At 72.8% G+C, this 17,454-nt stretch carries 17 protein-coding genes; 12 read left to right on the forward strand and 5 right to left on the reverse strand.

The window, feature by feature from the left end:
• The first annotated feature begins 114 nt into the window (after window positions 1-114).
• Together ABZ930_RS27905 and ABZ930_RS27910 are read left to right on the forward strand one after the other, a co-directional pair.
• Window positions 115-1,095: an ABC transporter substrate-binding protein gene (locus ABZ930_RS27905; RefSeq protein ID WP_361553295.1), complete on the forward strand. Its 981-nt coding sequence runs from the start codon at window positions 115-117 to the stop codon at window positions 1,093-1,095.
• A 116-nt stretch (window positions 1,096-1,211) separates the two neighbouring features.
• A complete protein-coding gene (locus ABZ930_RS27910) occupies window positions 1,212-2,204 on the forward strand; it encodes a hypothetical protein (protein ID WP_361553298.1) in 993 nt (330 codons plus the stop codon).
• Window positions 2,205-2,278: 74 nt separating this feature from the next.
• On the opposite strand, the gene ABZ930_RS27915 is transcribed toward ABZ930_RS27910, so the two are convergent.
• Both ABZ930_RS27915 and ABZ930_RS27920 read right to left on the reverse strand, forming a co-directional pair.
• The gene (locus ABZ930_RS27915) at window positions 2,279-3,637 is read right to left on the reverse strand and encodes a PH domain-containing protein (protein ID WP_361553301.1); all 1,359 of its coding nucleotides are present in this window, start codon (window positions 3,635-3,637) and stop codon (window positions 2,279-2,281) included.
• The gene (locus tag ABZ930_RS27920; RefSeq protein ID WP_361553346.1) at window positions 3,634-4,143 is read right to left on the reverse strand and encodes a PH domain-containing protein; all 510 of its coding nucleotides are present in this window, start codon (window positions 4,141-4,143) and stop codon (window positions 3,634-3,636) included. The genes ABZ930_RS27915 and ABZ930_RS27920 overlap by 4 nt, the downstream gene beginning before the upstream one ends.
• A gap of 64 nt (window positions 4,144-4,207) precedes the next feature.
• On the opposite strand from ABZ930_RS27920, the gene ABZ930_RS27925 reads away from it, so the two are divergent.
• The gene (locus ABZ930_RS27925) at window positions 4,208-5,359 is read left to right on the forward strand and encodes an NADH-quinone oxidoreductase subunit D (RefSeq protein ID WP_361553304.1); all 1,152 of its coding nucleotides are present in this window, start codon (window positions 4,208-4,210) and stop codon (window positions 5,357-5,359) included.
• Here ABZ930_RS27925 and ABZ930_RS27930 read toward each other — a convergent pair.
• On the reverse strand, window positions 5,324-6,361 hold the full coding sequence (locus tag ABZ930_RS27930; protein WP_361553307.1) for an SAM-dependent methyltransferase: 1,038 nt from the start codon (window positions 6,359-6,361) through the stop codon (window positions 5,324-5,326). The two genes, ABZ930_RS27925 and ABZ930_RS27930, sit on opposite strands and share 36 nt — an antisense overlap.
• 118 nt (window positions 6,362-6,479) lie before the next feature.
• Between ABZ930_RS27930 and ABZ930_RS27935 the strand changes: the two genes are divergently transcribed.
• The 3 genes from ABZ930_RS27935 to ABZ930_RS27945 are packed head-to-tail and all read left to right on the forward strand — an operon-like array spanning window position 6,480 to window position 9,044.
• The gene (locus ABZ930_RS27935) at window positions 6,480-7,682 is read left to right on the forward strand and encodes a sensor histidine kinase (RefSeq protein ID WP_361553310.1); all 1,203 of its coding nucleotides are present in this window, start codon (window positions 6,480-6,482) and stop codon (window positions 7,680-7,682) included.
• A gap of 37 nt (window positions 7,683-7,719) precedes the next feature.
• Window positions 7,720-8,391, forward strand: a complete 672-nt coding sequence (locus tag ABZ930_RS27940) for a response regulator transcription factor (RefSeq protein WP_361553313.1) — start codon at window positions 7,720-7,722, stop codon at window positions 8,389-8,391.
• A 23-nt stretch (window positions 8,392-8,414) separates the two neighbouring features.
• The gene (locus ABZ930_RS27945; protein WP_361553316.1) at window positions 8,415-9,044 is read left to right on the forward strand and encodes an AAA family ATPase; all 630 of its coding nucleotides are present in this window, start codon (window positions 8,415-8,417) and stop codon (window positions 9,042-9,044) included.
• On the opposite strand, the gene ABZ930_RS27950 is transcribed toward ABZ930_RS27945, so the two are convergent.
• A complete protein-coding gene (locus ABZ930_RS27950; protein WP_361553319.1) occupies window positions 9,041-10,147 on the reverse strand; it encodes a DUF5937 family protein in 1,107 nt (368 codons plus the stop codon). The two genes, ABZ930_RS27945 and ABZ930_RS27950, sit on opposite strands and share 4 nt — an antisense overlap.
• Window positions 10,148-10,323: 176 nt before the next feature.
• Between ABZ930_RS27950 and ABZ930_RS27955 the strand changes: the two genes are divergently transcribed.
• On the forward strand, window positions 10,324-10,554 hold the full coding sequence (locus ABZ930_RS27955; protein ID WP_361553349.1) for a hypothetical protein: 231 nt from the start codon (window positions 10,324-10,326) through the stop codon (window positions 10,552-10,554).
• 7 nt (window positions 10,555-10,561) lie between these two features.
• Here the strand turns inward: ABZ930_RS27955 and ABZ930_RS27960 are convergent, their stop codons facing one another.
• Complete coding sequence (locus tag ABZ930_RS27960; protein WP_361553322.1) at window positions 10,562-11,704, reverse strand: beta-eliminating lyase-related protein; 1,143 nt, start codon at window positions 11,702-11,704, stop codon at window positions 10,562-10,564.
• Window positions 11,705-11,845: 141 nt separating this feature from the next.
• Here ABZ930_RS27960 and ABZ930_RS27965 point away from each other — a divergent pair, with 141 nt between their 5' ends.
• From ABZ930_RS27965 to ABZ930_RS27985, 5 genes are read left to right on the forward strand one after another with little or no spacing between them, the layout of a single operon-like run.
• Window positions 11,846-12,781: a DUF2520 domain-containing protein gene (locus tag ABZ930_RS27965; protein ID WP_361553325.1), complete on the forward strand. Its 936-nt coding sequence runs from the start codon at window positions 11,846-11,848 to the stop codon at window positions 12,779-12,781.
• Window positions 12,778-13,764 carry a pantoate--beta-alanine ligase gene (gene panC, locus ABZ930_RS27970; protein WP_361553328.1) on the forward strand — a complete coding sequence of 329 codons (987 nt, stop codon included), beginning with the start codon at window positions 12,778-12,780 and terminating at the stop codon, window positions 13,762-13,764. Before ABZ930_RS27965 ends, panC begins: the two co-directional genes overlap by 4 nt.
• On the forward strand, window positions 13,761-15,500 hold the full coding sequence (locus ABZ930_RS27975) for an L-aspartate oxidase (protein ID WP_361553331.1): 1,740 nt from the start codon (window positions 13,761-13,763) through the stop codon (window positions 15,498-15,500). The genes panC and ABZ930_RS27975 overlap by 4 nt, the downstream gene beginning before the upstream one ends.
• The gene (gene nadC / locus ABZ930_RS27980) at window positions 15,497-16,501 is read left to right on the forward strand and encodes a carboxylating nicotinate-nucleotide diphosphorylase (protein WP_361553334.1); all 1,005 of its coding nucleotides are present in this window, start codon (window positions 15,497-15,499) and stop codon (window positions 16,499-16,501) included. The genes ABZ930_RS27975 and nadC overlap by 4 nt, the downstream gene beginning before the upstream one ends.
• A complete protein-coding gene (locus ABZ930_RS27985; protein WP_361553337.1) occupies window positions 16,501-17,298 on the forward strand; it encodes a type III pantothenate kinase in 798 nt (265 codons plus the stop codon). Before nadC ends, ABZ930_RS27985 begins: the two co-directional genes overlap by 1 nt.
• Window positions 17,299-17,454: the final 156 nt, after the last annotated feature.

Below are 17,454 nucleotides of genomic sequence, written 5' to 3' on the forward strand. Positions count from 1 at the left end.
GTTTTCCGGCGGCACAGCGCGGTGCCGCCGTCCGTCAGCAGGACGACAGCCGGCCAGCAGTGCGACAGCAGTGCCAGCGGTGCTACCAGTGCTACCAGTGCAACGAGGAGAGCGATGAACAGCAGGACGCACGGCAGGACGCGCCGCATGGCCCTGGCGGTCGTGGCGGCGGGAGCCCTGACCGCGGGTCTCACCGCGTGCGGCGGTGACAGCCTGGAGGGCGACAAGGGCGGTTCGGCGAGCGCGGGCGACGGCAAGAAGGGCAAGATCGTCATCGGCGCCGCCAGTTTCACCGAGGCCAAGGTGATGGGCGAGCTGTACCGCCAGATATTGGACGACGCCGGGTACGACGCGTCGGTCAAGACGGTGGAGAACCGCGAGATCTACGAACCGCAGCTCGCGAAGGGCGCCATCGACGTGGTGCCCGAATACGCGGCGACGCTCGCCGAATTCCTCAACCTGAAGAAGAACGGCTCGGACGCGAAGTCCGTCGCGTCCAGTGATGTCGACGCGACGATGACCGCGCTGCGCGGTCTCGCCGAGCCGGAGGGCCTGAAGGTTCTGGACGCCGGCGGGGCCGTCGACCAGAACGCGTTCGCGGTGACCGAGGCGTACGCGAAGAAGCACAACCTGAAGACGCTTTCCGATCTCGGCAAGTCCGGCGAGAAGGTCAAGATCGCGGCCGGTGACGAATGCGAGACCCGGCCGTTCTGCGCACCCGGTCTGAAGAAGACGTACGGAATCGACGTGACGGGCATCGACCCGAAGGGCGTCGGCACCACCCAGTCCAAGCAGGCGGTGAAGAACGGGCAGGACCAGCTGGTCCTGACGACCACGACCGACGCGACGCTGAAGAACTTCGGGCTCGTTCTCCTTGAGGACGACAAGAAGCTGCAGAATGCGGACAACATCGTTCCGGTCGTGAACGCCAAGGACGCGGGCGACCAGGCGATAGCCGATGTTCTCGGCAAGCTGACCAAGGCCCTCACCACCGACGACCTCGTCGAGTTGAACCGGAAGGTCGACGCGGAGCGGCAGAAGGAAGCCGATGTCGCGAAGGAGTATCTGGAGTCCAAGAGCCTCATCAAGAAATGATCTTGATGAGCAAGTGAGTCGTTTCTGGCGTGAGTTCGGTGGTTTCTGCGTCGCCTGCGCCCGGATTTTGCCGGGCGGGGCTTCGCGATTCGCCTACGCGCGGTAAGTTTCTGGCCATGCCACGTGGACGCCACCGCCATTCCCCACCCCTGCACCGCCTGTTGCCCCCTTCCGTGATCGCCGGTGCGCCTCTCGTGTGCGCGGGCGGCGCCTGGCTGTCGGGCGATCCGCTCGTGCTGCGCGGCATCACGGCCGCCGCGGCCGCGGCGGCCGTCGTCGGCGCCGTCGTGATGCGCCGCTGGGACCGGATGGCGGGCAAACAGGTCGCCGATCTGACCCGGGGCGCCGCGAGCGAGCGCTGGCGTCACGAGGAGGCCGTGGCGGAGCTGGAGGGAGACCTCGAGGAGTCGCGCGAGCTGCGCACCCGCCTCGAGGGCAGGCTCCGCTCCAAGCGGTCCGAGCTGGCGGCGCTGCGCAATGAGCACGCGGCGCTGCTGCGCCGGTACGCCAATGCGGAGACCGAGCGGGCCAGCGCCCTGGAGGGCCGGCGCCGGCTCGCCATCGAGGCGTCGGCGCCCGCGAAGGCGCTGCCCCCGGCCCGGTCCGCCGAGCCGGTCGCCCCGGCCGCGATCCAGGTCACCCCGTCGCTGTACCTGCGGGCGAACGCGGCGCTCGACCGGCTGGCCCGGCCCGCCGCGTCCCCCGCCCCCGTCGCGGAGGAGACCGATTCCCGGGGGAAGCCCCGGGCGGCGTCCGGCCATTTCACGGTGCCGGCCGCCGCGGCCGTGGTGCCTCCGTCGGCACCGGCACGCAGGTCCCTGGTGGGCGGCTTCGACTTCTTCGGCACCGCGGCCGCCTCAGGCTCCGTGGTGGCGCCGGACGAGGACCTGGCGGACGTCGTCGGGGAAGAGGCGCTCGCCGAGCAGGAGAAGGCCCAGAAGGACCAGAAGGCCCAGAAGGCCCAGAAGGCCCGGACGGACGACAAGCCCGGCGCGGACGACGAGCCCGGGACGGACGACACGTCCGAGAAGGAAGTCATCGACCTGACGGCCCATGACGAGACCGAGCAGATCGACGTGGGCGAGCTGAGGTCGGCCCTGCGCGCGTGAGGTGCACGGTCCCGTGGTGGTGAGGGCGCTCTGCCGGTGGCAGGGCGCCCTTCGCGTACGCCCGCGGTCCGCTGCTACGGCGCGGGCGTCTCGCTCATCCAGCGGTCGGGCCGCGCCCCCTTGCGCCCTGTCCGCGACCGGTCCGCCTGCGCGCGCAGCAGCTCCGCCGCCTCCTGGGCGTCCCGCAGCCGCGCCGTCACCGTCTTGTCGGCCCCGGTGTCCAGGTGCAGTCCCGCGACCCGCCAGTAGCGCTCCCAGGGGCCCTGGGTGAGGCGCACGCTCTGCACCTTGGCGTGCGGGACGAGCGAGATCCGCCGCTGGAGCAGCCCCTCCCGGGCGGCGAACACCGTCTCCGTGACCGACACCCCGTACGCGCGCCACCACACCGGCACGCACCAGTGCCCGCGCCGCGGCGAGCCCGTGAAGTCGCCCGGCTTGGGCACCGCGACGCCCGGCAGGATGCGCGCGACGACGTCCTCGGCCTGCTCGCGCGGGGCGACGGGCACCAGGACCGAATTGGACGACCCCGCCACATGCAGCTCGACGCGGACCCAGCCGCGCCGTCGCCACAGCACCGGCTGCACGATCCGCACGGTCTGCACCCGGCCCGGCGGCACCGTCTCGTGCACCCGGTCGAGCAGTCCGTGGTCGATGCGCAGTCCGTCGGGGGACTCACCGACCGTCCAGTCGTACTCCTTGATGAACCGGCCCGCGCTGTTGGTGAACGCCCCGCCGGCCAGCGGCACGGCGACCGCGATCACTGTCCACAGGTTGTGGGTGGCGAACCACAGGAACGTCGGCACGGCGACCGCCGCCAGGAGCATCACCCACGGGGTGCCCGTCAGCAGCAGCGCCACGGCGAGGGTGCGCGGCGGCGTGCGCAGGATCTGCTGGGAGGGTGCCTCGCCCACCTCATGGGCCGACTCCGGGGCGAACCCGGCCGCGCGGGCGAGGAGTTCCGCCCGCAGATCGCGGGCCTCCTTCTCTCCCAGGTAGGCGAGTTCGTCCTTCTTGTCGGTGCCGACGACGTCCAGCTTCAGCTTGGCCACGCCCGCGAACCGGGCGAGCAGCGGCTGGGTGACGTCGACGGCCTGGAGGCGGTCGAGCCGGATGTGGGCGGTGCGGCGGAACAGCAGGCCCGTACGGATGCGCAGCTCGGTGTCCGTCACCCCGAAGTGCGTGAACCACCAGGTGAGGAATCCGTACAGGGCGGCCGCGGGCACCAGGACGCCCAGGCCGATCGCCAGGGTCGCGGCGGTGAGGTGGGCGAGCTGGCGCTGTGCCTGGTCCATGTCGTGGACGGCCCAGCCGAGCAGGACCGCTATCGGCGCCCAGGCGCGGCGCAGCGGCGTGACGGGGTGCAGGCGCCGCTCTCGTACGCTCGCGGGCGGCTTGTGGCCCGCGAGGTCCTCGGGGGCGTGGGCGGCCGTCACAGGCCCGCCGACCGGGCTTCGCCGAGCTCGGTGAGGCGGTCGCGCAGCCGTTCCGCCTCGGCCGGGACGAGTCCGGGGATCGTCGCGTCGGTGGCGGCGGCCGCGGTGTGCAGTTGCAGGCTGGCCAGGCCGAACTTCCGCTCCAGGGGGCCCGAGGTCACCTCGACCAGCTGCATCCGCCCGTACGGCACGATCGTTTCCTCACGCCACAGCACCCCGCGGCTGATCAGCAGGTCGTCGGCGCGCTCGGCGTACCGCCACGAGCGCCAGTTGCGGCCTAGCATCGGCCAGCCCCACACCAGCACGGCGAGCGGCAGCAGCGCGAACACCGCCCACGCCGCTCCCGCGACGATCGTGAGCAGCACCGCGGCCGCGACGGTGATCGGCACCAGCCAGAGCACGAGCAGCAGACGGCGCAGCTTCAGCAGGCCGGACGGCAGCCCGGTCCACTCCGGTCCGGCCTCGCCGGTCTCCCCGGTCCCGCCCTCTTGGTTCCTGATCCCCATCGCCCCCACCGACCCCGTCGCCCCTGTCTCCATGAATTCACCCTACGTAGGAGAGACTGTCCGCATGACGCCCACGACTCAGGCCACGGTCGGCATCGGTGGTGCCGCGGAGAGCACCGACATGGTGCTCAACATCGGTCCGCAGCACCCCTCCACCCATGGTGTGCTGCGCCTGCGTCTCGTGCTCGACGGCGAGCGGATCCAGCACGCGGAGCCGGTGATCGGCTACATGCACCGCGGTGCCGAGAAGCTGTTCGAGGCGCGGGACTACCGGCAGATCGTGATGCTCGCCAACCGCCACGACTGGCTGTCCGCGTTCTCGAACGAGCTGGGTGTCGTGCTCGCCGTCGAGCGGATGCTGGGCATGGAGGTCCCCGAGCGCGCCGTCTGGCTGCGGACCCTGCTCGCCGAGTTGAACCGTGTGCTGAACCATCTGATGTTTCTGGGTTCGTACCCACTCGAACTGGGCGGAATCACTCCGGTCTTCCACGCCTTCCGCGAACGCGAGGAACTCCAGACCGTGATGGAGGAGATCTCCGGCGGGCGCATGCACTACATGTTCAACCGGGTCGGCGGCCTGAAGGAGGACCTGCCGCTCGGCTGGACCACGCGCGCGCGGGACGCCGTCGCGTCCGTCCGTTCCCGGATGGACGTCTACGACCGTCTCGTCCTCGGCAACGAGATCTTCCGGGGCCGCACGCGCGGGGTGGGCGTCCTGTCGGCGCAGGCCGCGCACTCCTACGGCGTCTCGGGGCCGATCGCCCGCGCCTCCGGCGTCGACTTCGACCTGCGCCGCGACGAGTCGTACCTCGCCTACGGAGAGCTTCAGGACACCCTGAAGGTCGTCACGCGGCAGGAGGGCGACTGCCTGGCCCGCTTCGAGTGCCTCCTGGAGCAGACCCACAACGCGCTGGCCCTCGCCGACGCCTGCCTCGACCGCATCGCGGACCTCCCGCCCGGCCCGGTCAACCAGCGCCTGCCGAAGGTCCTCAAGGCGCCCGAGGGCCACACGTACGCCTGGACGGAGAACCCGCTCGGCATCAACGGCTACTACCTCGTCTCCAAGGGCGAGAAGACGCCGTACCGCCTGAAGCTGCGCTCCGCTTCCTACAACAACATCCAGGCCCTCACCGAGCTGCTGCCGGGCACGCTCGTCGCCGACATGGTGGCGATCCTCGGGTCACTGTTCTTCGTCGTCGGCGACATCGACAAGTAGGCCGGCCGGGGCCACCCCCACCGGCTCGACGAGCCACCCGAAGTCGCCGAGCCCGCCCCGGGCCGTCAGCTCCGCCGCCTCACCCGCGCGCGCGAGCGCCCGTACGTACCCGGCCGGGTCCCGGGACGCGAGCGACAGCGGCGGGCGGGCGGCGTCGACGCCGAGCGCGCGCAGCGCGGTGCGCTGGCGGAGCAGCCGGGCCCCCGGCCCGGTCGCGCAGGCGTCGAGCGCCACATGGGCCGTGATGTCGCGGGACCCGTCGGGCACGGGCGGCACCTCCCGCCCCTCCTTGAACCCCGTCAGCGTGCCGAACGGCGGACGCGTCCCGCGCGTGTGGGCGTAGTCCACGGCGACCGCGAGACCGCGCTCCACCGTGCCCACGGCCGCCGCCCACGCCGTGTCCCGCTCCAGCCCGACCTCGGCGCGCAGCCCCGACTCGGGCGGCAGCGGCCACCAGGCGTCGAGCCAGGACCGCTCGGCGTCGCCGAGCGGTCCGGGGGACAGGGACTCCGTGCCGTCCTGCCGTACGAGGACGAGCCGGGCGGTGCCGTCCGCGTCCGCCTCGACGACCTCGACCGGGACGTTGTCGAGCCATTCGTTCGCGAACAGCAGCCCGGTGATCCCGCCGGGCGGCTCGGAGCGCCACTCGATCCGGTGATCGAGACCGGCGGGGCGCTCGGCGATCTCCACCGCGCAGGCGTGCACGCGCGCGTGCACGCTCTGCGGCAGCAGCTCCAGAACCCGTGACACCAGCTCGCCGCGCCCCGCCGCCATGTCCACGAACGTCAGCCGGTCCGGAGCACCGAGCGCCGCGTCCACCCGGCACAGGAGCTCGGCGACGGCCCCGGCGAACAGCGGGGACGCATGCACCGACGTGCGGAAATGACCGGCGGGGCCCTCGGGGCGGCGGTAGAAGCCGGCCGGCCCGTACAGTGCCCGCTCGGTGGCCTCGCGCCAGCCGCGCGCCACGCCCTCTCGTCCGTCCCCGCACACGTTCTCCACCCCTGAAGGCTATGCGCGCCGGGTGCGTGCGCCTCCACCTTGGGGAGTACGCGCGCCGGGTGCGGATCGGTCCTCCGGTTGACCCCCGAGGGCCGCACGCGTACCTACTCTGGGTTACGTGCAGCGCCTCTACGACTTCCTCCGCAGACACCCGACCTGGGTCGACGGCTTCTGGGCCGTGATCCTGTTCGGGATGTCCGTGGTGACCGTCACCAGCGGTGCCGCAGGCCCGTCGCGCGGCAGCCGGGCCGCGGGCATCGTCTGCGCCGTCCTGCTGAGCGTCGTCGTCACGCTGCGCCGCAGGATGCCGGAGCGGATGCTGATCCTCACGATCGTCACCGGCGTGATCCAGCTGGCCCTGAACGCCGAGACCAGTCCCGGCGACTTCGCGATGCTGGTCATCGTCTACACCTGCGCGGCGAACGGGGCACGCTGGTCGTCCCGGCTCGCCCTCGGCGCGGGTCTGTGCGCGGCGCCGCTCGCCCAGGTGCGCTGGCCCGAGGAGAACGCCAGCGCGCTCGGGCAGATCGCCGTCACCATCTTCACGATGGTGCCGTTCGCCCTGGCCTGGGTCCTCGGCGACTCGCTGCGCACCCGCCGCGCCTATCTGGCCGAGCTGGAGGAGCGCGCGGCGCGCCTGGAGAAGGAGCGCGCGGCCCAGTCGAAGGTCGCGGTCGCGGCCGAACGGGCACGGATCGCGCGCGAGTTGCACGACGTCGTCGCGCACAACGTGTCGGTGATGGTGGTGCAGGCCGACGGTGCCGCGTACGTCCTGGACACCGCGCCCGACCAGGCGAAGAAGGCCCTGGAGACGATCTCGGGGACGGGCCGGCAGGCGCTCGCCGAGATGCGCCGGCTGCTCGGTGTGCTGCGCACCGGCGAGCGCGAGCGGGGCGAGGAGTACGTGCCGCAGCCCGACGTCGAGCAGATCGAGGACCTGGTCACCCAGGTGCGCACGGCGGGCCTGCCCGTCGACTTCAAGGTCGAGGGCACCCCGCGCCCGCTGCCCAGCGGCGTGGAGCTGACCGCGTACCGCATCGTCCAGGAAGCCCTCACCAACACACGCAAGCACGGCGGTCCGAACGCGGGGGCGAGTGTGCGCCTCGTCTACTTCGACGACGGGCTGGGCCTGCTCGTCGAGGACGACGGCAAGGGTGCCCCGCACGAGCTGTACGAGGACGGTGGCGCCGACGGCCGGGGCCACGGGCTCATCGGGATGCGGGAGCGCGTGGGTATGGTCGGCGGCACGCTGGACGCGGGCCCGCGCCCCGGCGGGGGCTTCCGCATCAGCGTCCTGCTGCCGCTCAAGCCCGCTCATTGACACGTACCAGCCAAAGGCCAGCGAAGGAACGGGATCGATGTCGATCAAGGTCATGCTCGTCGACGACCAGGTGCTGCTGCGCACCGGTTTCCGGATGGTGCTCGCCGCGCAGCCGGACATGGAGGTCGTGGCCGAGGCGGGCGACGGCGTCGAGGCACTGGAAGTACTGCGCGCCACCGCCGTGGACGTGGTCCTCATGGACGTCCGCATGCCGAAGCTCGACGGCGTCGAGACGACCCGGCGGATCTGCCAGGACCCCAACCCGCCCAAGGTCCTCATCCTGACCACCTTCGACCTGGACGAGTACGCGTTCTCCGGGCTCAAGGCGGGCGCCTCCGGCTTCATGCTCAAGGACGTGCCGCCCGGCGAGCTGCTGACCGCCATCCGTTCCGTGCACAGCGGCGACGCGGTGGTCGCCCCGTCCACCACCCGCAGGCTGCTCGACCGGTTCGCGCCGATGCTGCCCAGCAGCGTCAAGGAACCGCAGGCCCAGCAGCTGGACCGGCTCACCGAGCGCGAGCGCGAGGTCATGATCCTGGTCGCCCAGGGCCTGTCGAACGGCGAGATCGCGGCCCACCTGGTGCTGTCCGAGGCCACCGTGAAGACCCACGTCGGCCGCATCCTCACCAAGCTGGGCCTGCGCGACCGGGTCCAGGTCGTCGTCCTCGCCTACGAGACCGGACTTGTCCGGGCCGGGGGACAGGGCTGAGCCCGACCGCCTACAGTCTGCGCATGCTCCTCTGGATCAACGGCCCCTTCGGAGGCGGCAAGACGCACACCGCGCACGAACTCGCGCGGCGTCTGCCCGGCAGCGTCATCTGCGACCCGGAGCACATCGGCTTCGGGCTGCACCGCACCCTGCCTCCCGAACTGCGCGAAGACTTCCGGGACTTGAAGGCGTGGCGGGACGGGGTGCACGAAGTGCTCGACCTCGCCCTGACCCGGCACGACGGGCACGTCATCGCGCCGATGACGCTCACCGACCCCGGTCACCACGAGGAGATCATCGGCCGGCTGCGCGAACAGGGCCACGACGTACGGCACTTCGCGCTGCTCGCCGCCCGTGAGACGGTGCTGCGCCGGCTGCGCGAGCGGGTCATCGGGCACACCCTGAGCCGGCTCGTCGGCGAAGGGGCGGCCCTGCGCCGCGAGAGCTGGGCCGTGAGCCGCCTCGACGACTGTCTGGACCGCCTCAAGAAGCCCGAGTTCGCCGAGCACCTGTGGACGGACGACACGACGGTCCCGAAGGTCGCCGACCGGATCGCGGTGCTGTCCGGCCTGACCCTGCGCCCGAACACGGACGGCGCCCTCACGGAGCGGGCCCGCAGAACCTGGACCGGGGTGCGGCACATCCGCCTCTAGCGCAGCACTCCCTCGATGAAGTCGCCGCCCAGCCGCGACACCGCGCCGAGGTCCAACTGGTGCTGCACGTAACGGCCCTGGCGGCGTGTCGTGATCAGGCCCGCCTTCTTCAGCACCGACAGGTGCCGGGAGATCTCCGGCGCGGTCATGCCGTGCGCGTCGGCCAGCTCGCCCGTCGTGTACGAGCCGCGGGCCAGGTGGCGGCACAGGCGCATGCGCACCGGGTGGGCGAGGGCCGACATGCGCAGGGTCAGCTGCTCCACCGAGGTCGGCGCGGTGAGGCCGGGCGAGGAGATCGGGTACGTGATCATCGGTGCCCAGCCCTCGCGGTGCAGCACCCACAGGTGCGGCCAGCCGAGGCTGGTCGGGGTCAGGATCAGGTCGCCGGTGCCCGTCTCCGTGTGCCCCACGGAGATCTTGTCGACGACGACGGCGCGGCCCGTCCCGTCCAGCGAGACCGATCCGGAGACCGCGGAGAGCGCGTCCGCGACGCCCTTGCGGCGCAGCAGCTCCGTCTTGTGCCGTGCGTCGGCCGCCAGCTGGTGCTGGACACGCCCCCACACGTCGGAGAAGAACGCCTCGTCGCAGTCCTGCATGAGCTCGCGGAACCAGGCCCTGATGGCGGGCGGGTCGTCCAGCAGCCGCCGGGTGAAGCGCACTTGATGGGTGCCGCGGGCCGCCGCCAGATCGAGCGCGCGCTCGCGGGCGCCCGGATCGTCGAGCCGGCTCACCGCCCGCTTCGCGTACTCCGACTGGCAGGTGAACTCCAGGGCGGCGTCCACGAACTGCTCGTCGGAGAGCTTGTCGAGCAGGTCCAGCTCCTCGGCGAGCGTGGCGCCGGGCAGGGTCCGCCGGCCCGGGATCCCGGCGGACGGGGTGAAGACGTCCGAGAACGTCGTGCGCCACAGGAAGTCCGCCTCGCACATCCGGTCCGCGAGGCACGGGTCGAGGCGTGCGGACACGCTCGTCGTCCACCCCTGCAGCCCCGGGTGGTGCGCGGGCTCCGCCAGCGCGTGCAGCGCCATGCCCAGCTCGGCCAGGGGTGAGGGCACGATGTGGATCCGCTCGGCCGTCAGGCCGGTGATGTCGATGCGCACGCTCATGACCCCATGGTGCACGCCGCCACCGACAGCCGGGGCGCCGATTGACGGCTCTCGTCAATCGACGTGACCGGGCCGCGGCGGACGGCGCAGTCTCGTGGTCATCGGCCCCCAAGCCTGACAAAAGGCAACTTTCGGGGCGCGGCGTGACAATCGAGATGATGAGCGAGGTGGTCGTCATGACCGTCACCCAGCAGTACGCGATGGACCTCTACCGGGCCGCGCAGCGCGGCGAGACAGCCCCGCCGGCCCCGTACCTCGACGAAGTGGCCGCGGTGCGCGAGCTGCGCGACTACCGCCGCTTCCGGGCGGTCCTGGCGGAGCGCCCGGCGCGCGGCCGGATCCGCGCCGCGCTGGCCCGGCGCCTGTCCGGGCACCGGGGCCACCGCCGTCACGCCGCCGGGTGCTGAGGCCCGCTCAGGGCAGGCGGCGCACGAAGTCCGCGACGGCCGCGCGGACGTCGTCGGCGCTCCACTCCAGGCCCGGCGCGGCGACCGTCACCTCGGTGACGGAGAGCCCCGGCGCGCCGCTCACCGGCCACCAGCGCCCGAACAGCATCGTCTTCGTCTCCTCCGCCTGCGTCACCGCCGCCTCGGTGAGGACGTCGGTGTCGTAGGGCAGCAGCACCCGGAACGCGTGGGTGTGCGGCTCCTCGGGGTGCACCCGGGCCCACGCGGGGCCCGCCTCGGCGAAGCCCTCCCGCAGCGCCCGCGCCACCACGCGCGCGTGCGCCACGTAATCCGGCAGCCGCGGCAGCTCCCGCTCCAGGCCGACCAGCGCCGCGATCGCCTGCGGGAACTGGTGGAAGACCTGGCCGCCGTAGCGGTGGCGCCAGGCCCTGGCCTCGTCGACGAACGACTGCGGGCCCGCGAGCGCCGCCCCGCTGAGGCCGCCGAGCGACTTGTAGAACGACACGTACACGCTGTCCGCGAGGTCGGCGATCTCCTCCAGCGGGCGCCCGAAGTGCGTCGTGCACTCCCACAGCCGGGCCCCGTCGAAGTGCACCACGGCGTCCCGCGCGCGTGCCTCCGCGCAGACCTCCTCCAGCTCCTCCCACGTGGGCAGCACGTAACCGGCGTCCCTGAGCGGCAGTTCCAGCATCAGCGTGCCGAACGGCTCGTCCATGCCGTGCACCTCGTCCGCCGTGATCTGCCGCGCGGCGGTCGTCGGGTGCACCGTGCGCAGGCCCGCCACCGTGGTCAGCGCCTCCCGCTCGTGGACCTCCGGGTGGGCCAGCGGGTGCAGGGCCACCGTGGAGTTGCCGGTGCGGCCCGCCCAGCAGCGCAAAGCGACCTGCTGCGCCATGGTGCCGGTGGGGAAGAACGCGGCGGCCTCCTTGCCGAGCAGCCCGGCGACCTTCGCCTCCAGGTCGGCGACGACCCCGTCCCCGTAGAGGTCGACGTCGCCCGACAGGTCGGTCACCGAGCCCGCCGCGTCGGTCAGGCCCGCCCAGCGCTCGGCCATGGTGGCGGTCTGCGGGCCGCGGGCCAGGACGCGCTCCGCGCCCCGGAAGGCGGCGATGCGCCGTGCTGTCTGTTGCTTCTCTTCAGGGACGTTCATGCGCCGCATCATGTCGCACACGCGTACGCGTGCGCTTCCCCACAGCCTGTGGACGACCGAGGCCCGCCCGGCCAGATAGCGTTAACATGACGAGAAATCGTCCGGTACCCCGAGCGGACTGGAACGGAAGGCCGTCGCCCCGTGACCTCAGCCCCACAGTCACCCCGATCCGAACCCACCGATCCCAAGGACCGGCCCGCCCGCCTCACGGTGGGAGTCGTCGGCGCGGGCCGCGTGGGACCCGCGCTCGCCGCGTCCCTGCAGCTGGCCGGACACCGTCCGGTCGCCGTCTCCGGAGTCTCCGACGCCTCCGTGCGACGGGCCGCCACGCTGCTCCCCGACGTCCCCCTCGTGCCGCCCGCCGAGGTCCTGGCGCGGGCCGACCTGGTGCTGCTGACCGTGCCCGACGACATCCTGCCCGGACTCGTCGAAGGCTTCGTGGAGACCGGCTCGATCCGGCCGGGACAGCTCCTCGTGCACACCTCGGGCCGGTTCGGCGCGAAGGTCCTCGACCCGGCCTTGCGCGCGGGCGCCCTGCCGCTCGCGCTGCACCCCGCGATGACGTTCACCGGCACCGCCGTCGACGTCCAGCGCCTGGCCGGCTGCTCGTTCGGCGTGACCGCCCCCGAGGAGCTGCGGCTGGCCGCCGAGGCCCTGGTCATCGAGATGGGCGGCGAGCCCGAGTGGATCGCCGAGGAGATGCGGCCGCTCTACCACGCGGCCCTCGCTCTGGGCGCGAACCACCTGGTCACCCTGGTCGCCCAGGCCATGGACCTGCTCCGGGACGCGGGCGTCACCGCCCCCGACCGGATGCTCGGCCCGCTGCTCGGCGCGGCCCTGGACAACGCCCTGCGCTCCGGCGACGCCGCGCTCACCGGACCGGTCGCGCGCGGCGACGCGGGCACCGTCGCCGCCCACGTCGCGGAGTTGCGCGCGCACGCCCCGCAGACCGTCGCCGGCTACCTCGCGATGGCCCGCGCCACCGCCGACCGCGCCCTCGCGCACGGCCTGCTGAAGCCGGAGCTGGCCGAGGACCTGCTCGACGTGCTCGCCACGGGCGCGGAGGAGACCCGATGAGCGCCAGGATCGTCCACACCGGCGAGGAGCTGCGCGCACGCACGCGTACCGGGCGCCGCGTCGTCGTCATGACCATGGGCGCCCTGCACGACGGCCACGCCACCCTCGTCCGCACCGCCCGCGAGCGTGCGGGCGCCGACGGCGAGGTGGTCGTCACGGTCTTCGTGAACCCGCTGCAGTTCGGCGCGGGCGAGGACCTCGACCGCTACCCGCGCACCCTCGAAGCCGATGTGAAGATCGCCGGACAGGCGGGCGCCGACCTCGTGTTCGCGCCGTCCGTCGACGAGGTCTACCCCGGCGGGCAGCCCCAGGTGCGGATGACGGCGGGACCGATGGGCGAGCGACTCGAAGGCGCCTCCCGCCCCGGTCACTTCGACGGCATGCTCACCGTCGTCGCCAAGCTGCTGCACCTCACGCGCGCGGACGTCGCCCTGTTCGGCCAGAAGGACGCCCAGCAGCTCGCGCTGGTCCGCCGCATGGTCCGCGACCTGAACTTCGACGTCGAGATCGACGCGGTGCCCACGGCCCGCGAGAGCGACGGCCTGGCCCTCTCCTCGCGCAACCGCTATCTGTCGCCGGACGAGCGCCGCACCGCGCTGGCGCTCTCCCGCGCCCTGTTCGCGGGCCGCGACCGGCACGCCGCCCAGGAGGCCCTGCGTGCGCGCGGCGCCGAGAGTCCCACCTCGCGCGCGCGTGCCCGGGCGCTCGGCGCGCTCGGCGAGGCCCGCGCCGCCGCCGACGCCCACGCGGTGGCCTCCCCGGGCGGCCCCGCCGCCGTGCTGGCCGCCGCCCGCCAGGTCCTGGACGAGGCCGCCCGCCTCGCCCCGCCGGTCGAGCTGGACTATCTGGCGCTGGTCGACCCGGCCGACTTCACCGATGTACGGGACGGCTTCGAGGGCGAGGCCGTGCTCGCGGTCGCCGCCCGCGTGGGCACGACCCGGCTGATCGACAACCTGCCGCTGACCTTCGGAGGTCACCTGTGACGAGCACAGGCATAGCACTCCACGCCCCCGCCCCCGGCTGGAACCTCGACGCCGACGTGGTCGTCGTCGGCTCCGGCGTCGCGGGCCTGACCGCCGCACTGCGCTGCGAGGCCGCGGGCCTGCGCACCGTCGTCGTCACCAAGGCCCGCCTGGACGACGGCTCCACCCGCTGGGCGCAGGGCGGCATCGCGGCCGCGCTCGGCGAGGGCGACACCCCCGAGCAGCACCTCGACGACACCCTCGTCGCGGGCGCGGGCCTGTGCGACGAGAACGCCGTGCGCACCCTGGTCACCGAGGGCCCCGACGCCGTACGCCGCCTCATCGCGACCGGCGCCCACTTCGACGAGGCGGAGGACGGCTCCCTCGACCTGACCCGCGAGGGCGGCCACCACCGCCGCCGCATCGCGCACGCGGGCGGCGACGCCTCGGGCGCCGAGATCTCCCGGGCCCTGGTCGAGGCCGTACGCGCGCGCGGGCTGCCCACGGTGGAGAACGCGCTGGTGCTCGACCTGCTGACGGACGCCGAGGGCCGCACGGCCGGTGTCTCCCTGCACGTCATGGGCGAGGGCCAGCACGACGGCGTGGGAGCCGTCCTCGCGCCCGCCGTCGTCCTCGCGACCGGCGGCATGGGCCAGGTCTTCTCCGCGACCACCAACCCGCACGTGTCGACCGGCGACGGCGTCGCCCTCGCGCTGCGGGCCGGCGCCGAGGTCAGCGACCTCGAATTCGTCCAGTTCCACCCGACCGTGCTCTTCCTCGGCGCGGACGCGGAGGGCCAGCAGCCGCTCGTCTCCGAAGCGGTGCGCGGCGAGGGCGCCCACCTGGTCGACGCCGACGGCGTGCGCTTCATGGTGGGCCAGCACGAACTGGCCGAGCTGGCGCCCCGCGACATCGTCGCCAAGGGCATCACGCGCCGCATGCAGGAGCACGGCGCCGAGCACATGTACCTCGACGCGAGGCACTTCGGCCGCGAGATGTGGGAGAAGCGGTTCCCCACGATCCTGGCCGCCTGCCGCGCCCACGGCATGGACCCGGTCACCGAGCCGATCCCGATCGCCCCGGCCGCGCACTACGCCTCCGGCGGCGTCCGCACCGACCTGTACGGGCGCACCACCGTCCCCGGCCTGTACGCGTGCGGCGAGGTGGCCTGCACCGGCGTCCACGGCGCGAACCGGCTGGCCTCCAACTCGCTCCTCGAAGGTCTCGTCTACGCCGAGCGCATCGCGGACGACATCAAGAAGGAGCACGCGGAGAACCACCTCCACGCGCGCGTGCCCGCACCGGTGCCCCACCCGGAGATTCCGACCCACCCCCTCCTGCCCGCCGAGGCCCGCTTCGCCATCCAGCGCGTGATGACCGAGGGCGCGGGCGTGCTGCGCTCCGCCGACTCCCTCGCCGAGGCCGCCGCCCGGCTCGGCCGCATCCACGCCGACGCCGCGGGCGCCCTCGCCGAGCACGGCAAGACGGCCGTCCCCGGCGTCGACACCTGGGAGGCCACCAACCTGCTGTGCGTGGCCCGCGTCCTGGTCGCCGCCGCCCGCCGCCGCGAGGAGACCCGCGGCTGCCACTGGCGCGAGGACCACGCGGACCGCGACGACGCGAACTGGCGCCGCCACATCGTCGTACGTCTGAATCCCGACCGAACTCTGGCCACCCGCACCACACAAACAGCAGACTTCCCGGCAACGGCAGAGAACCCTGCAGAGAACCCCGCAGAGAACCCTCAGGAGCAGTGACCGACGTGAGCGCCACCCCCGACCTCCCCCTGGCAGACGCCGACACCGGCGGCTGCGGAGACAACTGCGGCTGTGCGAACGCCGACACCGACGCCGCCGACGTCATGGAGTGCGGCCTCGACCCGTCCCTTGCCCAGCTGCTCCTGGACGCGGGCCTGCACCCGGTCGAGATCGAGGACATCGCCCACATGGCGATCGCCGAGGACCTCGACGGCGGCGTGGACGTCACCACGGTCGCCACGATCCCCGAGGACGCCGTCGCCACGGCCGACTTCACCGCCCGCGAGGCCGGTGTCGTCGCGGGCCTGCGCGTCGCCGAGGCGATCATCTCCGTAGTGGCCACCGACGAGTTCGAGGTCGAGCGGCACGCCGAGGACGGCGACCGGGTGGAGGCCGGACAGAAGCTCCTCTCCGTCACCACCCGCACCCGCGACCTGCTCACCGCCGAGCGCAGCGCGCTCAACCTCCTGTGCCGCCTTTCCGGCATCGCCACCGCCACGCGCGCGTGGGCGGACGCCCTGGACGGTACGAAGGCGAAGGTCCGCGACACCCGCAAGACCACCCCCGGCCTGCGCTCCCTGGAGAAGTACGCGGTCCGCGCGGGCGGCGGCGTCAACCACCGCATGTCGCTGTCCGACGCCGCCCTGGTCAAGGACAACCACGTCGTCGCGGCGGGCGGTGTGGCAGCGGCCTTCCAGGCGGTACGCGACCGCTTCCCCGGCCTGCCGATCGAGGTCGAGGTCGACACCCTGCACCAGCTGCGCGAGGTCCTCGATGCCGGCGCCGACCTGATCCTCCTGGACAACTTCACGCCGTCCGAGACGGAGGAGGCGGTGGCCCTCACGAACGGCCGCGCGCTCCTGGAGTCGTCCGGCCGCCTGACCCTCGACAACGCGGGCGCGTACGCGCGTACCGGCGTCGACTACCTCGCCGTCGGCGCGCTCACCCACTCCTCGCCGATCCTCGACATCGGTCTCGACCTGCGGGAAGCGGCCGTCTGATGCTGCTCACGATCGACGTGGGCAACACCCACACCGTGCTCGGCCTGTTCGACGGCGAGGAGATCGTCGAGCACTGGCGCATCTCCACCGACGCCCGCCGCACCGCCGACGAACTCGCCGTCCTGCTCCAGGGCCTGATGGGCATGCACCCGCTGCTCGGCGACGAACTCGGCGACGGCATCGACGGCATCGCCATCTGCTCGACCGTCCCCTCGGTCCTGCACGAACTGCGCGAGGTCACCCGCCGCTACTACGGCGACGTCCCCGCCGTCCTGGTCGAACCCGGCATCAAGACCGGCGTCCCGATCCTCATGGACAACCCCAAGGAGGTCGGAGCCGACCGCATCATCAACGCGGTCGCGGCCGTCGAGCTGTACGGCGGTCCGGCGATCGTCGTCGACTTCGGTACGGCGACGACGTTCGACGCGGTGTCCGCGCGCGGGGAGTACACCGGGGGCGTGATCGCCCCCGGCATCGAGATCTCGGTGGAGGCCCTGGGCGTACGAGGCGCACAGCTCCGCAAGATCGAGCTGGCCCGGCCGCGCAGCGTCATCGGCAAGAACACCGTCGAGGCGATGCAGTCGGGCATCGTCTACGGGTTCGCGGGGCAGGTCGACGGGGTCGTGACCCGGATGGCCAAGGAACTGGCCGACGACCCGGACGACGTCACCGTCATCGCCACGGGCGGGCTCGCGCCGATCATCCTCGGCGAGGCCTCGGTCATCGACGAGCACGAGCCGTGGCTGACCCTGATCGGCCTGCGCCTGGTCTACGAACGCAACGCCAGCCGTCTCTGAGGAGCGTCGCCGGCTGACGGCCGGTGGCCTCTTCTCGCGCAGTTCCCCGCGCCCCTCAGGGGCCGATCGACTCGCTCGTGCAGCAGGGTCAGCCCCAGGATCACCGGCAGCGCCGGGTACAGGGAGGCGAGGACGACGGCGATGGAGAGCATCTGC

The sequence above is a fragment of the Streptomyces sp. NPDC046716 genome (assembly GCF_040645755.1).
GTDB lineage: Bacteria > Actinomycetota > Actinomycetes > Streptomycetales > Streptomycetaceae > Streptomyces.